This window comes from Xenorhabdus cabanillasii, from assembly GCF_003386665.1.
Taxonomy (GTDB): Bacteria; Pseudomonadota; Gammaproteobacteria; order Enterobacterales; family Enterobacteriaceae; genus Xenorhabdus; species Xenorhabdus cabanillasii.
In genome coordinates this window covers 3,104,690-3,127,739 of the sequence record NZ_QTUB01000001.1, presented here as the reverse complement: position 1 = coordinate 3,127,739, position 23,050 = coordinate 3,104,690, and the positions used below count along the sequence as shown (strand labels likewise).

General features: G+C 40.9%; 19 protein-coding genes. 10 read left to right on the top strand and 9 right to left on the bottom strand.

Annotation, left to right across the window (positions count from 1 at the left end; translation table 11 throughout):
• Positions 1-3 precede the first annotated feature (3 nt).
• Both BDD26_RS14500 and BDD26_RS14495 read right to left on the bottom strand, forming a co-directional pair.
• The gene (locus BDD26_RS14500; RefSeq protein ID WP_115826922.1) at positions 4-1,923 is read right to left on the bottom strand and encodes a DNA topoisomerase III; all 1,920 of its coding nucleotides are present in this window, start codon (positions 1,921-1,923) and stop codon (positions 4-6) included.
• Between the two features lie 159 nt (positions 1,924-2,082).
• A complete protein-coding gene (locus tag BDD26_RS14495; protein ID WP_038270181.1) occupies positions 2,083-2,634 on the bottom strand; it encodes an NAD(P)H nitroreductase in 552 nt (183 codons plus the stop codon).
• Positions 2,635-2,805: 171 nt separating this feature from the next.
• On the opposite strand from BDD26_RS14495, the gene sppA reads away from it, so the two are divergent.
• The 3 genes from sppA (at position 2,806) to pncA (ending at position 6,510) form a co-directional block, all read left to right on the top strand.
• Positions 2,806-4,701, top strand: a complete 1,896-nt coding sequence (gene sppA, locus BDD26_RS14490) for a signal peptide peptidase SppA (protein WP_115826921.1) — start codon at positions 2,806-2,808, stop codon at positions 4,699-4,701.
• Positions 4,702-4,832: 131 nt separating this feature from the next.
• Complete coding sequence (ansA, locus tag BDD26_RS14485) at positions 4,833-5,852, top strand: asparaginase (RefSeq protein WP_115826920.1); 1,020 nt, start codon at positions 4,833-4,835, stop codon at positions 5,850-5,852.
• Positions 5,853-5,874: 22 nt separating this feature from the next.
• Positions 5,875-6,510 (top strand): bifunctional nicotinamidase/pyrazinamidase, encoded by a 636-nt coding sequence (gene pncA, locus BDD26_RS14480; protein ID WP_115826919.1) that lies wholly within the window; start codon positions 5,875-5,877, stop codon positions 6,508-6,510.
• Between the two features lie 126 nt (positions 6,511-6,636).
• Here pncA and BDD26_RS14475 read toward each other — a convergent pair whose 3' ends face one another.
• Both BDD26_RS14475 and msrB read right to left on the bottom strand, forming a co-directional pair.
• A complete protein-coding gene (locus BDD26_RS14475; protein WP_115826918.1) occupies positions 6,637-6,921 on the bottom strand; it encodes a YeaC family protein in 285 nt (94 codons plus the stop codon).
• Between the two features lie 100 nt (positions 6,922-7,021).
• A complete protein-coding gene (gene msrB, locus BDD26_RS14470) occupies positions 7,022-7,429 on the bottom strand; it encodes a peptide-methionine (R)-S-oxide reductase MsrB (RefSeq protein ID WP_038270199.1) in 408 nt (135 codons plus the stop codon).
• A gap of 342 nt (positions 7,430-7,771) precedes the next feature.
• Here msrB and gapA point away from each other — a divergent pair, with 342 nt between their 5' ends.
• The gene (gene gapA / locus BDD26_RS14465) at positions 7,772-8,767 is read left to right on the top strand and encodes a glyceraldehyde-3-phosphate dehydrogenase (protein ID WP_115826917.1); all 996 of its coding nucleotides are present in this window, start codon (positions 7,772-7,774) and stop codon (positions 8,765-8,767) included.
• 123 nt (positions 8,768-8,890) lie between these two features.
• Positions 8,891-9,766, top strand: a complete 876-nt coding sequence (locus tag BDD26_RS14460) for a D-hexose-6-phosphate mutarotase (protein ID WP_115826916.1) — start codon at positions 8,891-8,893, stop codon at positions 9,764-9,766.
• 103 nt (positions 9,767-9,869) lie between these two features.
• Here BDD26_RS14460 and alr read toward each other — a convergent pair whose 3' ends face one another.
• From alr to fadR, 3 genes are all read right to left on the bottom strand, one after another.
• Positions 9,870-10,937 (bottom strand): alanine racemase, encoded by a 1,068-nt coding sequence (gene alr / locus BDD26_RS14455; protein WP_115826915.1) that lies wholly within the window; start codon positions 10,935-10,937, stop codon positions 9,870-9,872.
• A gap of 16 nt (positions 10,938-10,953) precedes the next feature.
• The gene (locus BDD26_RS14450; protein WP_115826914.1) at positions 10,954-12,255 is read right to left on the bottom strand and encodes a D-amino acid dehydrogenase; all 1,302 of its coding nucleotides are present in this window, start codon (positions 12,253-12,255) and stop codon (positions 10,954-10,956) included.
• Between the two features lie 526 nt (positions 12,256-12,781).
• Positions 12,782-13,504 carry a fatty acid metabolism transcriptional regulator FadR gene (gene fadR, locus BDD26_RS14445; RefSeq protein WP_038270213.1) on the bottom strand — a complete coding sequence of 241 codons (723 nt, stop codon included), beginning with the start codon at positions 13,502-13,504 and terminating at the stop codon, positions 12,782-12,784.
• A 236-nt stretch (positions 13,505-13,740) separates the two neighbouring features.
• Between fadR and nhaB the strand changes: the two genes are divergently transcribed.
• The 3 genes from nhaB (at position 13,741) to ttcA (ending at position 17,002) form a co-directional block, all read left to right on the top strand.
• Positions 13,741-15,294 (top strand): sodium/proton antiporter NhaB, encoded by a 1,554-nt coding sequence (nhaB, locus tag BDD26_RS14440; RefSeq protein WP_115826913.1) that lies wholly within the window; start codon positions 13,741-13,743, stop codon positions 15,292-15,294.
• Between the two features lie 93 nt (positions 15,295-15,387).
• Positions 15,388-15,906, top strand: a complete 519-nt coding sequence (dsbB, locus tag BDD26_RS14435; protein ID WP_115826912.1) for a disulfide bond formation protein DsbB — start codon at positions 15,388-15,390, stop codon at positions 15,904-15,906.
• A gap of 181 nt (positions 15,907-16,087) precedes the next feature.
• A complete protein-coding gene (ttcA, locus tag BDD26_RS14430; RefSeq protein WP_115826911.1) occupies positions 16,088-17,002 on the top strand; it encodes a tRNA 2-thiocytidine(32) synthetase TtcA in 915 nt (304 codons plus the stop codon).
• Positions 17,003-17,301: 299 nt separating this feature from the next.
• On the opposite strand, the gene zntB is transcribed toward ttcA, so the two are convergent.
• Both zntB and BDD26_RS14420 read right to left on the bottom strand, forming a co-directional pair.
• Positions 17,302-18,285 carry a zinc transporter ZntB gene (gene zntB / locus BDD26_RS14425; protein ID WP_115826910.1) on the bottom strand — a complete coding sequence of 328 codons (984 nt, stop codon included), beginning with the start codon at positions 18,283-18,285 and terminating at the stop codon, positions 17,302-17,304.
• Between the two features lie 47 nt (positions 18,286-18,332).
• Entirely contained in the window at positions 18,333-19,955 is a 1,623-nt protein-coding gene (locus tag BDD26_RS14420) for a peptide ABC transporter substrate-binding protein (RefSeq protein ID WP_115826909.1), read from the bottom strand.
• Positions 19,956-20,121: 166 nt separating this feature from the next.
• On the opposite strand from BDD26_RS14420, the gene tpx reads away from it, so the two are divergent.
• Positions 20,122-20,625, top strand: coding sequence for a thiol peroxidase (gene tpx, locus BDD26_RS14415; protein ID WP_115826908.1), 504 nt, complete (start codon positions 20,122-20,124; stop codon positions 20,623-20,625).
• A 414-nt stretch (positions 20,626-21,039) separates the two neighbouring features.
• A complete protein-coding gene (locus BDD26_RS14410; protein WP_115826907.1) occupies positions 21,040-23,007 on the top strand; it encodes a type VI secretion system Vgr family protein in 1,968 nt (655 codons plus the stop codon).
• The last annotated feature ends 43 nt before the right edge of the window (positions 23,008-23,050 follow it).

Sequence of the window (23,050 nt, the reverse complement as noted above, 5' to 3'; positions counted from 1 at the left end):
TATCTACCCGGCTTTGTCGGTCTTTGTTTTCTTCTTTTTACTCTTTTTTCCTTTCACGGGAACAGGAGGTAACTCCCTAAAAGCCTTCAAATTTCGATACTGTTTTGCCTGCCAAATCAACTGCTGCAACGTTTCGTGAAGAGGCAACATAAAATCCTGATAGCGGACTTGTTTTTCACTGATTTGTGTTAGTTTTGACTCCCAGTGTGCTGTCATATCGGGCAATACAGCCATATCAGGTAATACATGGATAAGCGCCCGCCCCGCAGGTGTTGCATGGATATAGCGCCCTTTTTTATACAGAAATTCCCGTTTAAACAGTAATTCAATAATACCGGCTCTCGTTGCTTCTGTGCCCAGACCATCTGTTGCTCGTAACACTTTTTTTAGTGCTTTATCCTGTACAAATCGGGCAATTCCTGTCATTGCAGACAATAAAGTCGCATCAGTAAAAGGACGCGGTGGTTGAGTCTGCCTCTCCACCACTTCTCCTTTTTCACATAAAAGTTCATCACCTTTGGCAACAACAGGCAGCGGAGTGCCTTCATTTTCCTCATTTCGCTCTTTATTACCCAATAAGGTTCTCCAGCCAGCTTCTGCCAGAAAACGAGCTTTTGCTATGAATTTTCCACCTGCAATGTCAAGCTCGATCGTACACTTGCGGAATACCGCATCCGGGAAAAACTGCATCAAGTACTGTCTGGCAATCAATCCATAAATATGGTGTTCATTTTCCGTCAGATTAATCTGGCTGCTTCGGGCTGTGGGAATAATCGCATGATGGGCATCAACTTTTTTATCATCCCAACAACGGTTCTTTTTCTCCGTGTCCAACGCATCCTGTGGTAATAAATGCGCGGTATGAACTGAAATGGCATTTAAGACAGCCTGACGCCCTGCAAAATGCTCTTCCGGCAAATAACGACAATCAGAACGTGGGTAAGTGATCAATTTATGTGTTTCATAAAGTCGCTGACAAATATCCAATACATCCTGAGCACTTAAACCAAAGCGCTTGGCTGCTTCAATTTGTAATGAAGAGAGAGAAAATGGTAATGGTGCCGTTTCTGATTCCCGTTTATCCTGATACACGATAACATGAGCAGGTTGCCCTGTAATACGCGTTACAACATGCTCTGCTAAAGGCCGATGGATAATCCGGCCTTCTTCATCCTGAAAATCAACACAGGACTCACTGGGTTGCCATACAGCCGTAAACCGTTCTTCTTTCGGAGTAACAATATAAGCTTTGACCTCAAAGAAATCTTTCGGTACAAAATGCTCTATTTCCTCATCACGACGAACAACCAACCCCAGTACAGGGGTCTGAACACGTCCGACAGATAACACTCCCTGGTAGCCGGCATTCTGCCCCAGCAATGTATAAGCACGGGTCATATTAATGCCATAGAGCCAGTCCGCTCTAGCTCTGGCGAGTGCTGAAACACATAAAGGAATAAATTCCCGGTTACTCCTTAAACGCTCAACCGCTTTAAGTACCGCCTGTGGATTTAAGTCGTTGATCAAGCAGCGTTGGACATTTTGCTTTTTATTATTATCCAATTGCAAAAAATCCAATACTTCATCCACCAGTAATTGACCTTCACGATCAGGGTCTCCGGCATGAATAACTTCATCAGCCCTTTCCAGAAGAGATTTAATCGTATTAAGTTGTTTGGCAACGGCTGCCCGTGGTTTCAACTGCCATTTTTCAGGAATGATCGGCAAATCAGCCAATACCCAGCGCGCATAACGGCTATCGTAAGCATCTGGCTCAGACTGCTCTAACAGATGGCCTACACACCAGGTAACAAATTGGTTATTACCACACTCAATAAACCCATCTCCCCGACGATGAGGTTTTGGTAAAATATCGGCAATGGCTCGTGCCAGGCTAGGTTTTTCTGCAATAAAAAGACGCATGGAATTATTCAAAACTTCAATCAATACCTTGTTTGAGCGTGGTTAAGTTAGTTCATCTAGGCAATTAAACTAAAAGAAGTGGATTGATGCAGCGGCTTTCTTCCCCACCACATCTGATCCACAGCATCTGGCAATATCACCAGTCACTTTAACAATCACTTAGAAATAACTGACAAAACCCGTTAAATCTGGTGTTGAAACTTTCATCGGAGCTTTAAGTTCCGGTGTGCCCAAATAGAGGAATCCAACAATTTTGTCATTTTCTTCACATCCCAAACCCGCTCTGACTGTTGGATCTTCAGTCCAGGAGCCAGAACGCCATATTCCGCCAAACCCCTGAGCCACCGCAGCCATTTGCATAGCATGAACTGAACAACCTGCCGCCACAACTTGTTCCCAGGCGGGCACTTTTGCATGTTCAGCAACTTTGGCAATAACAGTAATAATCATAGGTGCGCGATAAGGTGCATTTTTTGCTTTTTCCACCACATCTTCATCCATAGCACCATCAGTTGCTGCTTTTTCGAGCAAATTACTGAATTTATCAATCCCTTCCCCCTGCATCACAATAAAATGCCAGGGACGTAATGCTCCATGATCTGGAGCCCGCATTCCTGCCGCAAGAATATGTTGCAATGCCTCTCCTTCCGGAGCTGGAGCGGTTAAACGTGAAACAGAACGACGATTCAATAAAAGTTCTAAAGCATTCATAATTTCCTCCTGAATAAGATAACCTATCACGACCTGACATTTTCTGTTTATTCGTTACTGAATGAAAGAGTAGGTGTTATTATTTTTTTCAGTCATTCCCGCGATTTCCAGCTGACATTTATCAGCCAGCTGATTAGGATAATCCTATTTGATCCCATAACTGGAGACGATATGCGTACTTTATGGAAGTTTATAGCAGCAATATTTAAATGGAGTTGGAAACTGCTAAATTTCGTTCGCCAATTTATTTCCAACCTGATTTTTATCCTATTGGTTGTATTAGTCGCCACTGGCGTTCTCGTATATAAAGAGCAATTCCGCTTAGACAATGATTATAATGGGGCATTATATGTCAACTTATCCGGTATTGTTGTTGATCAAGTGTCTGTTCTCAATCCACTGGATCAGCTCGGACGGGATCTTGTTGACTCCTCCAGCAGCCGTTCACAGGAAACCTCTGTGTTCGATATTGTTGATAGTATCCGACGGGCGAAAAGTGACCCTAAAATTACCGGTATGGTATTGAAGTTAGATGATTTTATTGGTGCCGATCAGTCTTCTATGAGATATATAGGTAAAGTCATCAATGAATTTAAGAGTTCAGGTAAACCAGTTATTGCCATCGGGAATAACTATAGCCAAGCACAATATTATTTAGCCAGTTACGCAAACAAAATATTCCTTGCTCCACAGGGAAGCGTGTCCCTTCATGGCTTCTCAACCAACCGTCTGTTCTATAAATCATTATTAGAAAATCTGAAAGTTTCCACCCACATTTTCCGAGTTGGTACATACAAATCAGCAGTAGAGCCAATGATGCGGAATGATATGTCAGATGATGCCCGTAAAGCAGATGCGCTCTGGCTTAATGAACTTTGGAACAATTACCGGCAAGTTATTGCCACCAACAGGAAAATACCTTTTGACCAGGTACTTTCTGACCCTTCAACGTTTATTGAAAAATTCCATAAGGCTGGAGGAAATGGCGCCCTCTATGCGTTTCAAAACGGTTTAGTAGATAAAATTGCGCCTCTGAATGTCATGGAAAAGAAACTGATACATAAATTTGGTTGGGATAAACAAAATCAGCATTTCAACTATATCAGTATTAATGACTATATTGCTAAACAACCAGTCCAAAACAGTTATCAAAACAATGGCAACATTGCGGTGATCATTGTTGAAGGTGCAATCATGGATGGTAAACAATCCAATGGTATAGCAGGTGGTGATACAATCGCAGCACAACTGCGAGAAGCACGTATGAATCCCGAAATCAAAGCCATTATATTGCGTGTAAACAGCCCTGGCGGCAGTATCGGCGCATCTGAGCTGATCCGCAGTGAACTCACGGCAATTCGGGAAGGTACTGATGAAAATGGTAAAAAGGTCAATCAGAAACCAATCGTTGTTTCAATGGGGGGTCTTGCGGCATCAGGGGGATACTGGGTATCCACGCCAGCTAACTACATTATTGCATCACCAAATACTTTAACTGGCTCCATTGGTGTTTTCGGTGTCTTCAATACCTTTGAAAAAAGCCTGGATCATCTTGGTGTGAATACAGATGGAGTTTCAACACATCCACTGTCTGATATTTCATTAACAAAAGGTATAAACCCTCTGTTTTCTGACGTTATGCAATTGTCGATTGAAAACGGTTACAACCAATTTATCGGACTGGTGGCTAATTCCCGGCGTAAGTCAGCAGATGAGATTAAGAAAATCGCCGAAGGTCGTGTCTGGAGTGGTAGTGATGCTAAAAAGAATGGCCTGGTCGATCAGTTAGGCGATTTCGATGATGCCGTGAAGAAAGCTGTTGAATTAGCCGGCCTCAAAACAGCATCATTAGACTGGATGCAGCCAGAGCTTTCCCTCACTGAAAAACTCATGCTGGAGTTTTCTTCATCTGCTCAGGCAATTATGCCAAATATTCTGCAATCAATGTTGCCGGCACCATTTGCTCAGGTTGCACAAGACATGAAACAGCAGGCAGTATTTTATAATCGCATGAATGATCCGCAGAATGTTTATGCGTTCTGCCTGAATTGCGAGAATATCCGCTAGAAAGTTATTACTAAAATGCGATAACAGTTATACCCAAAAGCCTGATCCTTATATATCAGGCTTTTTTTATTCCATATACCCCCTATAATCGGCTGAATATTTTTATCAGGTACTGTTATTGGGGTACTTCCATGCAGAAGAAATCTATCTATGTTGTTTATACAGGTGGCACAATCGGGATGCAGCATTCTCCCAATGGTTACATTCCTGTCTCTGGTCACTTACAACGGCAACTTGCACAGATGCCGGAATTCCATCGCCCAGAAATGCCAACATTCACGCTCCGTGAACATCACCCTCTTATCGATTCTTCTGACATGAGTCCGGATGATTGGGGGATTATCGCCAACGATATTTACCAGAATTACCATGATTACGACGGTTTTGTGATCCTGCATGGTACAGATACCATGGCTTTCACTACCTCAGCACTCTCTTTCATGTTTGAAAACCTAAGCAAACCCGTTATCGTGACAGGGTCGCAAATACCTTTAGAAGCACTGCGTTCAGATGGTCAGACAAATTTGCTGAATGCATTGTACCTGGCGGCCAATTATCCCGTTAACGAAGTTAGCCTGTTTTTTAACAATAAATTGTTTCGTGGGAATAGAACGGTTAAAGCCCACGCCGATGGTTTTAACGCCTTTTCATCTCCCAATTGCTCTCCACTCATCGAAGCCGGGATCAATATCCGTACATTTAATATTGCTCCCATACCGACCAGTCATGGCGACTTTATCGTACATCAAATCAAATCACAGCCAATCGGCGTTGTAACTATCTATCCGGGATTATCCTGTCAGGTAGTTGAAAATATCCTGATGCAACCTGTCAAAGCACTGATTTTACGCTCTTATGGCGTTGGTAATGCCCCACAGCGTTCAGATTTATTAAAAATCCTAAGAGAAGCGACTGAACGAGGCATCATTGTGGTCAATTTAACACAATGTATCTCTGGAAGAGTCAATATGGAAGGTTATGCCAATGGCCATGCGCTAGCTACATCAGGCGTGATCAGCGGCTATGATATGACTTTTGAAGCAACACTGACCAAACTGCACTACTTGTTGAGCCAGCACTATGAAACCGAAGAAATCCGCTCGCTAATGCAACAAAATCTACGCGGAGAATTGAGCTACTCCGACAAGTAAAAAAAATAAATCGAGGAATATAATGAAAACCGCATTATTACTTATCGATCTACAAAATGACTTCTGTACAGGCGGTACACTGGCGGTCAAGGAAAGCGAAGAAGTTATCGAAATAGCAAATAAAGCTATTGAATTGTGTCAGCAACACAACATCAGCGTTATCGCAACTCAGGATTGGCATCCATCCAATCACATGAGTTTTGCCATCAATTCTGGTCAACCGGTCGGTGAGTTGGGGGAACTGAATGGTATCCCTCAGATATGGTGGCCTGTACATTGTGTACAGGGGCAATCAGGTGCAGACTTCCATCCAGCGCTGAATCAGTCTGCTATTCAGGAAATTTTTCGTAAAGGCGAAAATTCGCAGATAGATAGCTATAGCGCATTCTTTGATAACGATCGTAAAAATGCTACCAGACTACATAGCTGGCTATCAGAGCAACATATCAATCGCCTGTTAATTCTGGGTATTGCCACTGATTACTGCGTAAAATTTACGGTGTTGGATGCTTTAGAACATGGGTATGAAACTTACTTGGTTGTTGAGGGTTGCCGTGGAGTCAACATTCAGGCGGATGACAGCCAACAAGCCATTGAAGAAATGGCAGCCAAAGGTGCCAAATTGACTTCATTGAGTGAAATAACAACGCTTTTTTAAGTTATTTTGTATGAAAAAGAAAAAATTATCTTAGCCTATAGGCTGCTATAAATTTTTTCTGAATATACCAGAAATCAACCTCGTCCTTTTATTACAGACTCATTACAAAGGACGAGGTTATTTGACTCATTCTTCTTCTGTCTGAGGCTTTAACTTAGCAACCATTTCTGATTGGAACATAGCCTTCAGTTCTTGCTTGCTTTTTATCGTAATTTGGCCATCCGTGCCAATCGTCATATGTTCAGGATCATAATTATGCCTGGCTTGCCAAAGCATCACCATTTGCAAACTATTTTCTTTCTGCTCTGGTGTTAATGGAACGCCATCTTGCCATTTGCCCAACTCAACAGCCTGAACCAATCGTTGATAAATCTCAGGTGTCATGGCAGAGAGTAAATCATCCAACTTCATCGATATTTCCTTACGGCTACATATTTTGGCTGAATCGATTCTATTTTAATTACCAATTCATATTGCTTATATTTGTTTAAAAACATCCGCAGTCATAATATTAACCTGCTGTTTCTTCTCCTGTTTCCTTATCAACAAACCATAAGGCAACCGAATTAATACAAAAGCGCTCTCCGGTAGGTTTAGGACCATCAGGGAAAACATGCCCTAAATGTGCCTGACAATGACTGCAACGCACCTCTATTCGATGCATATTATGGGAATAATCATCAATATATCTGATGGATTTGTCATTGATTGGCTGGTAAAAACTTGGCCATCCACATCCAGAATCAAACTTAGTATCAGAAACAAATAATGGCTGATGACAACACAAACAATGATAAATGCCACTTTTTTTGTTGTGCAACAGTTTTCCTGAAAATGGCGGCTCAGTGCCTGCTTCCTGCGTGACATAACGCTGCATTTCACTAAGCTGCTCCAGAGAAACGGAGATATTTTTAGCCATGGAAACCACCTTTTGAGGCCAATATTTTCAATTAAAAAACACCGAAAACAACAAAAAGCAAATATTAGGATGTTAAAAGGCATTCTAACGCATTCAACATCATGATTTACTTTACTAATTGTGATAAGTCTCACATATCTAACCAATGGTAACTTTAAATATCTCTTTATACCCTGATAATGATGGGCTTAGAGCTTGTTACGGTTGCATAGCGAACATTCAGATAGTGGTTTCTAAATTGATCTTTTTCAATTGTTGACACGATTCCGCTTGACGACTGACAAGATTTTGGTAACTTTAGAAACAACTTTTAATTCACTAAAAAATAGCTGGTGGAATACTATGACTATCAAAGTAGGTATTAACGGTTTTGGTCGTATTGGCCGTATTGTTTTCCGTGCTGCACAAGAGCGTTCTGACATTGAAATCGTTGCAATCAATGACCTGTTAGATGCAGATTACATGGCTTACATGCTGAAATACGATTCAACCCACGGCCGCTTCAACGGTACTGTTGAAGTTAAAGACGGCCATCTGGTTGTTAACGGCAAAACCATCCGCGTTACATCTGAGAGAGATCCAGCTAACCTGAAGTGGGACGAAGTAGGTGTTGATGTTGTTGCTGAAGCAACCGGCATTTTCCTGACTGACGAAACTGCACGTAAACATCTCACTGCTGGCGCGAAAAAAGTTGTTCTGACTGGCCCATCTAAAGACAACACACCAATGTTTGTTATGGGTGTCAATCACAATGCCTATGCAGGCCAGGACATCGTTTCCAACGCATCCTGCACAACCAACTGCCTTGCTCCGCTAGCTAAAGTTATCAATGATAAATTTGGTATTGTTGAAGGTTTGATGACAACTGTTCACGCAACAACTGCAACTCAGAAAACGGTTGACGGTCCTTCTGCGAAAGACTGGCGTGGTGGCCGTGGTGCGGCACAAAACATCATTCCATCTTCTACCGGTGCGGCAAAAGCAGTAGGTAAAGTTATTCCAGAACTGAACGGCAAACTGACCGGTATGTCTTTCCGTGTACCGACTCCTAACGTTTCTGTTGTTGACCTGACAGCACGTCTGGAAAAACCAGCGACCTATGAAGAAATCTGTGAAGCAATCAAAGAAGCGGCTGAAGGTGAACTGAAAGGCATTCTGGGCTACACTGAAGATGACGTTGTTTCTACCGATTTCAATGGCGAAAAACTAACCTCTGTATTTGATGCAAAAGCGGGTATCGCTCTGAACAACAACTTCGTAAAACTGGTTTCTTGGTATGACAACGAAACTGGTTACTCTAACAAAGTTCTGGATCTGATTGCTCATATCTCTAACTAATTGAACTTTCAGCAGTTTTTCAATAAGCCACCTTTACAGGTGGCTTTATTTTCCCTCTCTTCCACAATAAGCTATCCTTGCCTTCAGCAGTTATCCAATTCAGGTTTATATAAGGTCATATAGATGCTTGATAAAATTTTCTCATTATCGGTTGTAAAACAAATATCTCCTTATATCAGTCAAAGGAATATTGATGGATTTCCGCTGATTGTGATTTCTCACCCCAAAATCCGTGGTGCAATCAGCATCCAGGGCGCGCATCTTATGGCATGGCAACCCTGTGGTGAAAAACCTGTATTATGGTTAAGCGATAGTACAAAACTCCGCGAGGGTACAGCCATTCGTGGTGGTATTCCCATCTGTTGGCCTTGGTTTGGCTCTCTGAGCACACCAAGTCATGGTTTTGCCCGGATATTACCGTGGGAATTCAAGGCTCATCATGAAAATGAGAATGGTGTGATTTTGATGTTCACACTACAAGATAGCGCATACACAAAACAATTATGGCCACATGAATTCACACTTATTGCTCGTTTTAAATTGGGGAAGACTTGCGAAATAGAACTGGAATCCCACGGAGATTATCAGGTCACTTGTGCCCTACACTCTTACTTTAATATCAGTAACATCAATCAGATCCGTGTCAGCGGATTAGGTAATCACTTTATTGATACTGTTACAAACAGAGAACAATACACTAATGAAGACCTGAGCTTCCAAGGAAGAACGGATCGTATTTATACAGAGCCAGAGAATTTCAATCTGATTAGAGATGAGTTATGGAAACGTACCATTGAAATTCACCATTATCATCATAGTGATGTGGTCTGCTGGAATCCCGGTGCTGAGCTAGCGAGTAGCATGCAAGATATCAGTAGGGAAGGCTATAAAAATATGGCCTGCGTTGAAACTGCACGTATCAACACCCCTCTACATTCTAAACATGGTATTCCAGGCAAACTTGCTACCGTTATTCGTTGCCGCCAAAATAAAAGTTGAGTCTGGTAATGTGTGGGTTCTGAACGGGCACTTATTCCGTACAGAACTTCGCACAAAACTCTGCACGAACAAATGTCTGTCTGAAAAGACAGAAATACTGATGCTACTCCACAACGACCGGAACACGTCTGGCCAAAGCACACAGTAGCTCATAACCAATTGTTCCGGCTGCCTCCGCAACTTCATCCACCGGTAATTTTTCTCCCCATAATTCGACTGAACTGCCAATTGTTGCCAGTGGGCATGGAGTCAGATCAACCGACATCATGTCCATTGATATAGCACCCAATAAGCGAGTACGGATACCATCGACAATAATCGGCGTTCCTGTTGGTGCATGTCGTGGATAACCATCAGCATAACCACATGCCACAGTTCCCACACGAGTCACATATTGGGTGGTATAGCGGCTGCCATAGCCAATTTTCTTTCCTTTGGGAAGATCATGAACCGCAATGATTTCACTTTTTAAACTCATTGCTGGCCTTAATCCTACATCCGCAATATCACGCCACTTCCCACTGGGAGATGCACCATACAGAATAATTCCGGGTCTGACCCAATCACCATGTGTTTGCGGATGCCATAAGACTGCCCCAGAATTAGCCAGACAGTGAGGGAGTGAGTTCATATTCAGTCGGTTAACAACGGTGAATTGCCCATCAACACCAATTTCATTATCGGAATTAGCGAAATGCGTCATTAAAGTAACTGAATTAATATTTTTTATCCTATTTGCCATTGAAACTATCTGCGGATATTCGTCTGGAGTAAATCCCAGACGATTCATACCACTATTAAATTTCAAATAAATATCAATGGACTTATCTAATTCCGCTTCTTTTATCGCCTTGAGTTGCCAATGACTATGCACTGTGGTTGTCAGGTCATATTGATTAATTATCTGCAAATCTTCAACTTTGAAGAAACCTTCCAACAACAGGATTGGCCCCTGCCACCCCTGCTCTCTCAAATAAGTAGCTTCATTCATATCAAGCAGTGCAAATCCATCCGTCTGCTTGAGTGATTGCCATATTCTGTCCAACCCATGCCCATATGCATTCGCTTTCACTACCGACCAGATTTTACTATTACCGACTTTTTGGCGGATAACAGCTAAATTATGACGAAATGCGTCGAGATGGATGGTTGCCAAAATAGGACGTGGCATGATGGCCTCTTTTAATTTACGCAGTATGTAAACGATGCTTCGTCTGAAGCACTTTTGTATTAAATCCATTGATATATCTGAATACGGAGAGATCATCTGCTGCAATTTCAGGCTTCTTACCAGAGATTAAGTCAGATAATAACTTTCCTGAACCACAGGCCATCGTCCAGCCTAATGTTCCATGCCCGGTATTTAAATAAAGATTAGGATATTTTGTTGGACCAACAATAGGAGTGCCATCCGGCGTCATTGGCCGTAATCCGGCCCAGAATGAGGCTTCAGCAATATTGCCACCATTATGGTAAAGATCCTCTACTACCATTTTGAGCGTTTCACAACGGCTTTTCAGCACATTCAGGTTAAAACCAACGACTTCTGCCATTCCCCCAACGCGAATTCGATTATCAAAGCGGGTAATGGCTATTTTATAAGTTTCATCCAATACTGTTGAAACAGGTGAGCGTGTTTCATTCATTATCGGCATGGTTAGCGAATAACCTTTCATTGGATAAACCGGGATTGTGACAAGATCTTTCAATAATTCAGTAGAATAGGCGCCCATTGCTATAACATACTGATCCGCTGTTATGATGCCATTATCACACTGAATACCTGTTATCTTATCGCCATCCACCAGAATGTGTTTAACCTGCCGGTTAAACACAAATCTGACCCCTGTTTTTTCTGCCATTTTTGCCAGTTCTTTTGTAAAAATTTGGCAATCACCGGTTTCATCATTAGGAAGCTGTAATCCTCCCGTCAATTTATGAGAAACATGGGCGAGTGCAGGCTCCACTGATGCTAATTGATCTGAGGTTAGTAACCGATAAGGAACGCCTTCTTGCTCTAACACCGCAATATCATTAACCGCATTATCAAACTGCTTGTTAGTTCTGAATAATTGTAGCGTACCACTTTGCCGCCCTTCATATTGGATGCCTATATCCGCTCTCAATTGTTTCATGCAGTCACGGCTATATTCGGCCAGACGCACCATTCTGCTTTTGTTCATAGCATAATGGTCTGCATCACAATTACGCAGCATTTGCCACATCCAGCGTAACTGAAATAGTGAACCATCAGGACGAATAGCTAATGGGGCATGTCGTTGAAACATCCACTTTATTGCTTTTAATGGGATCCCCGGTGCTCCCCAGGGTGTTGCATATCCGGGTGAGATCTGCCCGGCATTACTTGCGCTCGTTTCTTCAGCAGCACTCTGCTGACGATCGACAACGATAACTTCATGGCCTTCCTGAGCCAGGTACCAGGCACTGGTGACGCCGATAACGCCGCTACCTAAAATAAGGACCTTCATTCTGCCCCCTGTTTATGAGTAATATATGCAAGCATAATATGCTAAACATGAAAATCCAATACAGAATAATAGACTATAAAGTGATTAGTTGAATTTTAGGATTCAAATCACAATTTAATTACAAAAAAATGACAATAACTATCTCTAAAATCATGAGAAAAACAGTTAAATTAGTTTAAATACAAATAATTAAAAAAGAATTAAATGCTATTAATTTCTTATATTAGTATCTTAAAAAGTGTTTTTTGCTGAAAAAAACAAACATTTTATTTACATTTTGTGAATTTATTTAAAACCTTATTTTTATATTGATTCAGAATTTAATTCTGAATCAATATAAACTAAGCAGAATAATAATTTAAAAATTTGAATTTTACAGTTTGGGTGGGTTTTCAATGCTGATTAAAAGGCAAAAATACCATGATATAGGTATAGTGATAGAATGAATTAAAAAAGGCGAACTGCATAAAGCAGCGCGCCTTTAAAGAGTAGATTAGACAATGAACTAGATTGATAATGGATTTGATCAGCCCTGACGAGCTTCAGTTAACTCATTGAACATGATGCCCTGCATTTCATGCCAAATAATCCCGCTTTCTTTACCATAATTGCGCACACATTCCATAATTTTGTCATAGGTCTGTTCCTGACACAGTACACTCAATTGCTGATAGAAATTTAAAGCGAGCTTACGGGCATCAGGATTCGAGAAATAATAACGACCGACACGAGTATAAAGCCCTTTCAATCCGTTAATAATCAAACCATAAATCGGGTTCCCTGACGCAAACGCCAATCCACGGAAAATATCATAATCCACGGAACTGAAAGATTCTGCGGTATCCTCTGCGTTGTTCTTTTCCGCCAATACTTCCAATGATTTTTCCGGATTGTGCCTGAACGCAGTACGAATAAAAATGGCTGCAATATTAGTGCGGACTGACAGTAAATTATCGACTAACTGAGGCACACGATCATGATCCAGGCGCGCCAGAGTCTCCAGAATATTAAGGCCGGATGTTTCCCAGAAGTTATTGACCTTTGTTGGTTTTCCATGTTGAATAGTCAACCAGCCATCACGTGCAAGGCGTTGTAACACTTCACGTAAAGTAGTTCGGGTAACACCGATTAATTCAGATAACTCACGCTCTGCTGGCAGTATGGAGCCTGGTGGAAAACGATTATTCCATATACTTTCAATGAGATACTCTTCCGCAAAACTCGCAGGACTCTGAGCCTTAATTACCATATTTTAACTATTCCAAAGCAGTTTTCTTAGCTAATAATAGGCACTGATCATACCAGAATGCATCTAATCGACATAGTTACATAGAAGATAAACCACGAAAGAGTGAAAGAGGTCATAAAAAAATATAATTATTATCTGATTAATTATGCGCTTATCCCCTTAAATTAGTACCGTTTAGAGCGTACTATGATCCTTTAGAATCGTCCATGTATCCATGAAGAGGAATATTAATAATAATGGAAATCAGTATTCGACGCGCAGTGGTGAAAAACTTTCTCGGCAATTCTCCGGACTGGTACAAGCTGGCCATCATTATTTTTCTTATTATCAATCCACTGATCTTTTTCTTTGTCAGTCCTTTTACTGCCGGCTGGATGCTCGTTGTTGAATTTATTTTCACGCTGGCGATGGCTTTAAAATGTTATCCCCTGCAACCCGGAGGATTACTCGCTATTGAAGCCGTTATCATCGGTATGACTTCACCAAAACAAGTAGGGCATGAGATAGCCAACAATCTGGAAGTGATCTTGCTATTGATTTTCATGGTTGCCGGCATTTACTTCATGAAACAGCTCTTATTATTTGTTTTCACTAAGCTACTATTAAGTATTCGTTCCAAAAAAATGCTGGCGCTGGCATTCTGTCTGGCAAGTGCATTCTTATCCGCTTTCCTTGATGCCCTGACGGTTATTGCTGTTGTTATCAGTGTATCTGTCGGTTTTTACTCCATCTATCACCGCTATCTTTCCAGCGCCAGCCAAAACGACAATACAGATCTCAGCGATGACAAATTCATTGATAATGAAGATAAAAAGCAGACGCTGGAGCAATTCCGGGCATTTTTACGCAGTCTGATGATGCATGCCGGAGTCGGTACAGCATTAGGTGGCGTAATGACCATGGTCGGCGAACCGCAAAACCTGATTATTGCCAAACACGTTGGCTGGGACTTCATGACATTCTTTATCCGTATGTCCCCTGTTACTGTCCCTGTCTTTATCTGTGGCCTGCTGATCTGCCTGCTGGTTGAACATTTCAAACTGTTCGGTTATGGCGCTAAGTTACCTGAGCGCGTCCGTTCCGTTTTGGAAGATTATGCCCAGAAAGCGAGTGAAAAACGTACACGCCAAGAAAAAACTCAGCTTGTGGTTCAGGCTTTAATTGGTATCTGGCTGATTGTGGCTCTGGCTTTCCATTTAGCGGAAGTGGGATTAATTGGCTTATCAGTCATCATTCTGGCCACCGCACTTTGTGGTATCACTGAAGAGCATGCTTTAGGCAAAGCCTTCGAAGAAGCCTTACCATTTACTGCGTTATTAACCGTTTTCTTTTCTGTGGTTGCCGTTATTGTTGATCAGCAACTGTTTGTGCCGTTTATTCAATTTGTGCTGCAATCTTCCCCTGCTTCACAGCTCTCACTATTCTATCTGTTTAATGGCCTGCTCTCTGCGGTATCTGACAACGTATTTGTAGGTACGGTTTATATTAATGAAGCCTTAAACGCTCTCAAAAATGGCCTCATTTCACAACAGCAATATGAATTTCTGGCCGTAGCTATCAATACAGGAACTAACTTACCCTCAGTGGCAACACCGAATGGACAGGCAGCTTTCCTGTTTCTGCTGACATCAGCCCTGTCGCCATTAATTCGCTTATCTTATGGTCGCATGGTTATCATGGCATTGCCTTACACCATTGTGATGACATCAGTAGGATTATTATGTGTCGAATTTTTGCTACTTCCGGTTACTGAATATCTCGGCAAAATCGGTTGGGTTATCCCACTATAATTACTGAAATTTATTTTTTTGTGACTTGAGAAACAGCAAAATAAGCAACTAATTATATTCAAGCTTATATTCAAAACATGGGGAAAAAGAAGCATGTTTCATTTTTTAAAACAGAGCTCCCAAGGGAGAAGGGCATGGTTATTGATGGCACTAACCGCTCTTATATTAGAAGCTATCGCGCTCTATTTTCAGCATGTTATGCAATTACAGCCTTGTGTAATGTGTATTTATGAGCGTGTAGCTCTATTTGGTATTTTGGGAACGGCACTATTGGGAGCTATTGCCCCCAAGACCCCGTTACGTTGGTTAGCCATTTTACTATGGCTTTATAGTGCCTGGCGCGGATTACAACTGGCATGGGATCACACCATGATGCAGTTAGACCCCAGTCCTTTTAACACTTGTGAATTTTTTGCCAGATTCCCATCATGGTTACCACTAAATGAATGGCTACCTTCGGTATTTCAGGCTTTTGGTGATTGTTCAATGAAACAATGGTCATTTCTGACATTAGACATGCCGCAATGGTTAATTGGTATTTTTGCCGCTTACTTACTGGTAGGTATTTTAGTTCTAATCAGCCAGTTCTTCCCGGTTCAGAAAAAATACTAAGAATAAAAATGATTTTCTCCCCCATGTGGGGAGATATAAAGCATTTTTCGCTAACTCTGATTGATAATCCCTTTACATCCGCTATCATTGTTCCCTTTTCATGTTCTCCGCCATAAAATCGTCATCATTTTTTAAAAGCTTTTAGCCGAACAGCTATCAGAAACAGTAAGAACAATCAGAGATGAACACTCAAAAAGAACAGTATAATTTCAATAAATTACAAAAGCGTCTGCGTCGTGATGTGGGCCAAGCCATCGCAGATTTCAACATGATCGAAGAAGGTGATCGCATCATGGTCTGCCTTTCTGGTGGCAAAGACAGCTACACTCTGCTGTCTATTTTGCAGAATCTGCAAAAAAGCGCCCCCGTTAATTTTTCCCTTGTAGCAGTTAATTTGGATCAAAAACAACCGGGTTTTCCTGAACATATACTCCCGGCTTATCTGGATGAACTGGGAATTGAGTATAAGATTGTTGAAGAAAATACCTATGGTATTGTTAAAGAAAAAATCCCTGAAGGAAAAACAACCTGCTCTCTGTGCTCCCGTTTACGTCGGGGTATTTTGTACCGCACGGCGACTGAGTTGGGTGCCACCAAAATTGCATTGGGGCATCATCGCGATGATATCTTACAAACTGTCTTTTTGAATATGTTTTATGGCGGCAAATTAAAAGGTATGCCACCAAAATTAATCAGTGACGATGGTAAGCACATTGTGATCCGCCCACTTGCTTACTGTCGGGAAAAAGATATCGAACGCTACGCTGAAGCCAAAGCATTTCCAATCATTCCTTGTAATTTGTGTGGCTCACAACCTAACCTACAACGTCAGGTCATTAAAGATATGCTGCGTGACTGGGACAAACACTATCCGGGCCGCATTGAAACCATGTTCCGTGCCATGCAGAATGTGGTTCCATCACATCTTAGCGACTTTAATCTGTTCGATTTCAAAAGCATTAATCATGGTAGTGAAATTATTGATGGTGGAGATTTGGCTTTTGATCGGGAAGAGCTACCGATACAGCCTGCTATTAGCCCCGATGAACAGCTTGATTTTCAGACAGAACGATTGGATGTCATCGAAATCAGATAATGATAAAAAAACGGCCGATGCTAATTTTAGCATCGGCACAACACGTAAATTAATCTGTATAACCTCAATATGAGAAACACTACAATTATGGATATGGAGCACAACGTTCATCGCTCAACGTTGTATTCACCTGCACGGTTATAATGCCTTAATTGTAGATTCAGATTATTGATATATCTCAAACTGAATGAGATTAACCGTTTGATTTAGGGAAAGTGGATGTAACATCCTTGCCTATCCCCTATGAATTTCAAGATACAGCCAACAAAGCTGCAACTTGAAAGATGACGGGATATACCCTATAGCCATTTGCTTCGCCTTAACCACCAGGTGAAAGCGGCAATCAATAACGACAGTAGCAAGCTGAATAAACCAAACCCGAACTTATATTCATTCCCTGGGATCCCGCCAAGGTTAACGCCAAACAACCCGGTTAAAAAGGTACTTGGTAAGAATATCATTGTTAACAAAGACATCATGTAGATACGGCGGTTCATAGCATCTGCCATAATAGAAGTGATCTCATCCGCAAGAACAGCCGTCCTTGCAATGCAGCCATCCAGATCATCTAATCCACGCCCCAAGCGATCAGAAATTTCCTGCATCAGATGACGCTCCTCGTCACTCATCCAGGGCAATTTTTCACTCGCTAAACGCATAAAGACATCGCGCTGTGGTGCCATATAACGACGCAGAACAATTAATTGCTTACGTAATAACACTAATTCACCTCGTCCGGGAATTTTCTGTTCCAGAATGCCATCCTCAAACTCAATCAGGTTATCATGCAACGTTTCAATAAAATCGTTCACTTCATCGGTAATAGAATCCGCTATTTCAACCAACCAATGTCCCGTATTTTTTGCGCCTATGCCATTGTGCAAATTATCTAAGACCTGATCTATCGAATAGACTTTCCGATGACAACTGGAAATAACCATTCTGTCATTAATATAGATGCGGAATGAAACCAAATGATCAGGACGGGCATTATCATTACGGTTAATTGTCCGCAATGTAATCATCGCACCTTCTCCGGTACGAATTAACTTAGGCCGAACACTTTCACCTGCCAGCCCTTCTTTTACCGGAGCGGGTAGCAAATTTGTATTCATAATCCATTGATAACTGGCCTGATTTTTATAATCAAGATGCTGCCAGAAAGGCTGTTCTGCCGTTGCAAGTGAATTTTCACCAAAACCTGTGATACCGCCCTTACCGTTCAATTGGCAAGCATACACAGCATTTGAATTTTTAAATGCTGAGCCATCAATCGCTTCCACATCCGCTCCTGTTTAACACTTGATGTTTAATTACCAGCCTATGCAGACTAATGTTTAATGATATACATAGTATGACTATAGGCCACATCTTCAGGATTGGTGATCGGGTATCCTTTTAACCACTTTTTGATTAACCGGCCGTTGGTATATTGATAAATCGGTACAATCGGAGCTTGTTCCTCAATCATTTTTTCTGCCTGATTGTAATCCTTGTTTCTGGCTGCGCTGTCTGTTTCCTGGCTGGCTGCTTTTAACAAGGCGTCATAGGCTGGATTATGGAATTTAGCAAGGTTTCCGCTATGTGTTGATGTTAAAAGAGACAGGAAACTTGATGGTTCATTATAATCCCCAGTCCAGGACGCCCTGACGACATCAAAATTGCCGGTATTACGGTTGTCAACATAAGTTTTCCATTCCTGATTAACTAACTTCACTTCAACGCCCAACTTTTTCTTCCATTCCGAGCTTACTGCAATGGCAATACGTTGGTTATTTTCCAGATTGTTATAGAGCAAGGAAAGTTTTAATGGATTTTCAGGGCCATAACCCGCTTCTTTTAACAACGTTCTCGCTCTCTTATCCCTTTCCTGCTGCGTCAGTTTCTCTTGTTGACTCTTTTCCCGCTGGAACCCGGCTGTAACATCAGGAGTGAAATGCCATGCAGGTTTTTCTCCCGTTCCCAGGATTTTTTCCGCAATCAGATTCTTATCGATTGTCATAGCAAGAGCTTGCCTGACCCGGATATCATTGGTCGGTGCCCGTTGAGTGTTAAATGCATAATAATAAGTGCCCAATTGATCGGGAGTGAAAACTTCTGCCGGAATATCACGCAGTAACTTGTGGTACATATTTTTAGGAAAAGATTCTGTAATATCCAGATCTCCGGCCAGATAGCGCTTAACCGCATGGGATTCCTGACTGATAGGTACAAAAGTGACTTTTTTCAATACTGTATTTTTGTGATCCCAATAATAAGGGTTAGGCGCCAAAACAATTTTTTCATTTACCACCCGTCCCGTAAGCATAAATGCGCCATTACCAATCAAATGACCGACTCTGGTCCAGTCATTACCGTATTTTTCAACACTCTGTTTATTAACCGGATAAAGACTAAAATTAGTTGTCATACTGGGAAAATAAGGTACAGGACGATCCAGTGTGACTTTCAGGGTATAAGCATCAAGAGCTTCAACGCCTAATTTTTCGGCTGGCAGTTTACCATCAATAATAGCCTGAGCATTCTGAATACCTGATAAAGCCGCAAACCAGGCAAATGAGGAAGCATTTTTAGGATTAACCAATCTCTGCCAGCTATATACAAAATCAGAAGCTGTCACTTTGTCACCATTAGACCAATAGGCATTCTGGCGCAATGTAAATATCCATGTTTTGTTGTCTGTCGTTTGCCAGTCAACGGCAACACCGGGAATAGGTTTGCCATAAGCATCCTGATTGACAAGGCCTTCCAGCAAATCACGCAATACCTGTGCTTCTGTTAAGCCAAAAGATTTAATCGGATCAAGTGACGCAGGTTCATCTTTCAAATGTCGAACCAATTCCTGACGAGGATCTAATTGAGTCCCCACTGGAATATCAGCAGCATAAACAGAAAGAGGCAAGGAAAGTCCGGTCATCAGTAATACAGAAGGGAATAAGGTAAAATTATGCATAAATTTTTTACTCTATGGGTCTAATCATCACCCTAAAATAAATTATAAGGCACTGTTAATTAAACAATAGGTGAGTATTTCTAAATATTACATCTATTTTTGTGGGCAAGATCGCACTATTCCTTTACACTGGCACCGCAGTTTACTTATATAGAGGGATAAAATTATGACTCAAACCGTCAAGTTCCAAGGTAGCGATATCACCGTGAGCGGAAGTTTTCCACAAGTAGGTGAAACAGTAAAAGAATTTACGCTGGTAGCCAAAGATCTCACTGATGTGGCACTGAGCCAATACGCAGGGAAACGTAAGGTACTCAATATATTTCCAAGTATTGATACCGGCGTTTGTGCAACTTCTGTTCGTAAATTCAATCAACACGCCAGCGAACTGAACAATACTGTCGTACTCTGCATTTCAGCAGACTTGCCTTTCGCACAATCTCGTTTCTGTGGCTCTGAAGGCCTTTCAAATGTCGTCACTCTGTCAATACTGCGTAGCGGTGAGTTTCAGGAAAATTACGGTGTCGCAATAAGCGAAGGCCCATTAAGCGGATTGACTGCGCGTGCTGTTATTGTTCTGGATGAAAATAATCAAGTTATTTATAGCCAACTCGTGAATGAAATTACCAACGAGCCTGACTACGACAACGCATTATCAGTGCTGAAATAAATTCTTTATTGGAAACAATGTATTTTCTTGCTCCCTGGCATGTTAATACATTGTTTTATAAATAAAGCTAGCCTCTGGCGGTAATTGTTGCATAATTGCCGCTAACCTTTTTTATTCCCCTTCCCTTATTTTTCCTGATTACCTCTTATACAAAGATAATTTTTCCATCTAAATCAAAGTGATAAATACTTTTCTTTATTAAAAAGATATAAATTTGTAATTTTAAACTTTGGTTTGTAAAAAAATATAAAAATAGTGATAATTACATTGAGATATAGTTTCTTTTGTGAAATATTGTATTATGAATGAAATTAATAGCAATTAACGGTCAGTAATAACAAAAAGTTTAATTTCTTATCTGGTCCTTTATTGACAGGTTCATGCGGTAGCTTTTAACTTAAAAAGGTACTTTCAATGAAAAAAAATATTATTGCGCACACTTCACTGGGGGAAGATACTTTACTTTTTAGTTCATTAAAAGGTGAAGAAAAGCTATCAACTATTTATAGCTTTGATATTGAATTAATAAGTGAAAAAAAAGATATTGATATCAAATCATTACGAGGAAAATCAATTACTATTGAAATAAAAAACCCTGCCAACCCGTCAGCAAACGCACGTTATCTGAATGGCATAGTCCATGATGGTATAGTATGTGATTTTTATGACTCTTATTTCTATAAATATAAATTCACTCTTCAACCAAAGTTATCAATTCTACAAAAAAGCAAGGGATGTCAAATATGGCAAAAGAAGACTGCTCCTGAAATTATCAAAGACATACTGAATAAACACAGTATCAAGTTTGAAAGTAAATTAAATGCGAAATATCAACAAATTGAATATTGCACACAATATCGCGAGACTGACTTCAATTTTATCAGCCGATTGATGGAACATGAGGGAATTTATTACTATTTTCAACATACTATTAGTGATCACACTCTTATATTAGCTGATTCCCCCCAATCCCATTCTGCCTTATCGGGATATGCATCTATAGAATATTATCCAAATCATTCGCCCCCAAGAAATAAAGAGAAGCTCTATTTATATGATTGGAATGTAAGTTATTCAATTGCACCAAAGATCTATGCAATGAATGATTACAATTTCCTCAAACCACGGGCTCAGTTACTGGAAACACAACAAAACCCGGACTCTTCGGTTCCCGACACAAAAATATATGAATGGCCGGGGAATTATACTGAAGCTTCACAAGGAAAATCTTATGTCCTGATTTTACAGCAATCCTATACCGCTCATTGTCATTATATTAAAGCCAAAAGTCTTGAAGTTGGTATAGCTCCGGGACATACCTTTACACTTTCTAAAGCATTCAGAGACGGGGATAATAGCAATTATCTGATTGTCAGTGCCACATATGAATTTTCTGAATCCAATTATTATTCTGGTGATATTGATACCAATGATAATAACACAGTCAAAATTGAAACCAGTTTCACCGCGATTCCGGCCAAAGTAAACTGGCGAGCGCCCTGTTTAACACCATGGCCGGTCGCTAGCATAGAAACAGCGGAAGTCGTGGGTTCAAGTGGCAAAGACATCTGGACAAATGAATATGCTCAGGTCAAAGTGCAATTTCATTGGGATCAAGAAGGTGCCAAAGATGATACCAGTTCTTGTTGGATACGTTGGTCTAGCACCTGGGCCAGTACCAAATTCGGTGCAGTCCAGATACCCAGAGTTGGAGATGAAGTTTTTGTCAGCTTTATCAATGGCAACCCTGATCGGCCACTAATAATAGGCAGTGCTTTTAATAAAGAGAATATGCCACCGTGGGAATTGCCAAAAGAAGCCACAAAGATAGGCTTTATGTCACGGAGCATACAAGGTGGAAATAATAACGCCAGTTATTTATTCATTGATGATGCCCAGGATAAAGAATCTTTTGATATACACGCAGAAAAAGATATGAATATTTCTGTAGAAAATGATCAAAAGATAACTATTGATGGCTCCCGCACAACAGAAATAAAGAAAAAACAAACTGATACCGTAGAAAAAGATGCAAGTTTTACCTATAAGGCAAAACGTGATACGACCGTTGAACAAGAAGAAACGGCAGTTTTCAAGAATAAACAGAAAACAACGGTGACGAATGGTAAAGAAGTTGAAGTCACTAGTGGTGGCATTAAATATAATATAACTGGTGATTATCAAGCAGATATCAGTGGCAATAAAAAAGAATCAATCACCGGAAACGAAGAAGGCAGTATTACAGGAAATTGGAAAAAATCTGTCACCGGATCAGCCGAGGTGAAAGCCATTTCGACTCTCACTTTAAGTGCGACAGTATGTACTGAGATTAAGGGCACTACATGCATTACTCTCTCTGGTTCATTAATCAAGATTGGTTGATTTCCCATTTACTGTTATTCAACAAACGATATTAATAAATATT

Bases quoted from the DNA above. Each gene is read 5' to 3' on its own strand.
- BDD26_RS14500 (WP_115826922.1), bottom strand. From the start codon at position 1,923: ATGCGTCTTTTTATTGCAGAAAAACCTAGCCTGGCACGAGCCATTGCC.
- BDD26_RS14495 (WP_038270181.1), bottom strand. From the start codon at position 2,634: ATGAATGCTTTAGAACTTTTATTGAATCGTCGTTCTGTTTCACGTTTA.
- sppA (WP_115826921.1), top strand. From the start codon at position 2,806: ATGCGTACTTTATGGAAGTTTATAGCAGCAATATTTAAATGGAGTTGG.
- ansA (WP_115826920.1), top strand. From the start codon at position 4,833: ATGCAGAAGAAATCTATCTATGTTGTTTATACAGGTGGCACAATCGGG.
- pncA (WP_115826919.1), top strand. From the start codon at position 5,875: ATGAAAACCGCATTATTACTTATCGATCTACAAAATGACTTCTGTACA.
- BDD26_RS14475 (WP_115826918.1), bottom strand. From the start codon at position 6,921: ATGAAGTTGGATGATTTACTCTCTGCCATGACACCTGAGATTTATCAA.
- msrB (WP_038270199.1), bottom strand. From the start codon at position 7,429: ATGGCTAAAAATATCTCCGTTTCTCTGGAGCAGCTTAGTGAAATGCAG.
- gapA (WP_115826917.1), top strand. From the start codon at position 7,772: ATGACTATCAAAGTAGGTATTAACGGTTTTGGTCGTATTGGCCGTATT.
- BDD26_RS14460 (WP_115826916.1), top strand. From the start codon at position 8,891: ATGCTTGATAAAATTTTCTCATTATCGGTTGTAAAACAAATATCTCCT.
- alr (WP_115826915.1), bottom strand. From the start codon at position 10,937: ATGCCACGTCCTATTTTGGCAACCATCCATCTCGACGCATTTCGTCAT.
- BDD26_RS14450 (WP_115826914.1), bottom strand. From the start codon at position 12,255: ATGAAGGTCCTTATTTTAGGTAGCGGCGTTATCGGCGTCACCAGTGCC.
- fadR (WP_038270213.1), bottom strand. From the start codon at position 13,504: ATGGTAATTAAGGCTCAGAGTCCTGCGAGTTTTGCGGAAGAGTATCTC.
- nhaB (WP_115826913.1), top strand. From the start codon at position 13,741: ATGGAAATCAGTATTCGACGCGCAGTGGTGAAAAACTTTCTCGGCAAT.
- dsbB (WP_115826912.1), top strand. From the start codon at position 15,388: ATGTTTCATTTTTTAAAACAGAGCTCCCAAGGGAGAAGGGCATGGTTA.
- ttcA (WP_115826911.1), top strand. From the start codon at position 16,088: ATGAACACTCAAAAAGAACAGTATAATTTCAATAAATTACAAAAGCGT.
- BDD26_RS14420 (WP_115826909.1), bottom strand. From the start codon at position 19,955: ATGCATAATTTTACCTTATTCCCTTCTGTATTACTGATGACCGGACTT.
- tpx (WP_115826908.1), top strand. From the start codon at position 20,122: ATGACTCAAACCGTCAAGTTCCAAGGTAGCGATATCACCGTGAGCGGA.
- BDD26_RS14410 (WP_115826907.1), top strand. From the start codon at position 21,040: ATGAAAAAAAATATTATTGCGCACACTTCACTGGGGGAAGATACTTTA.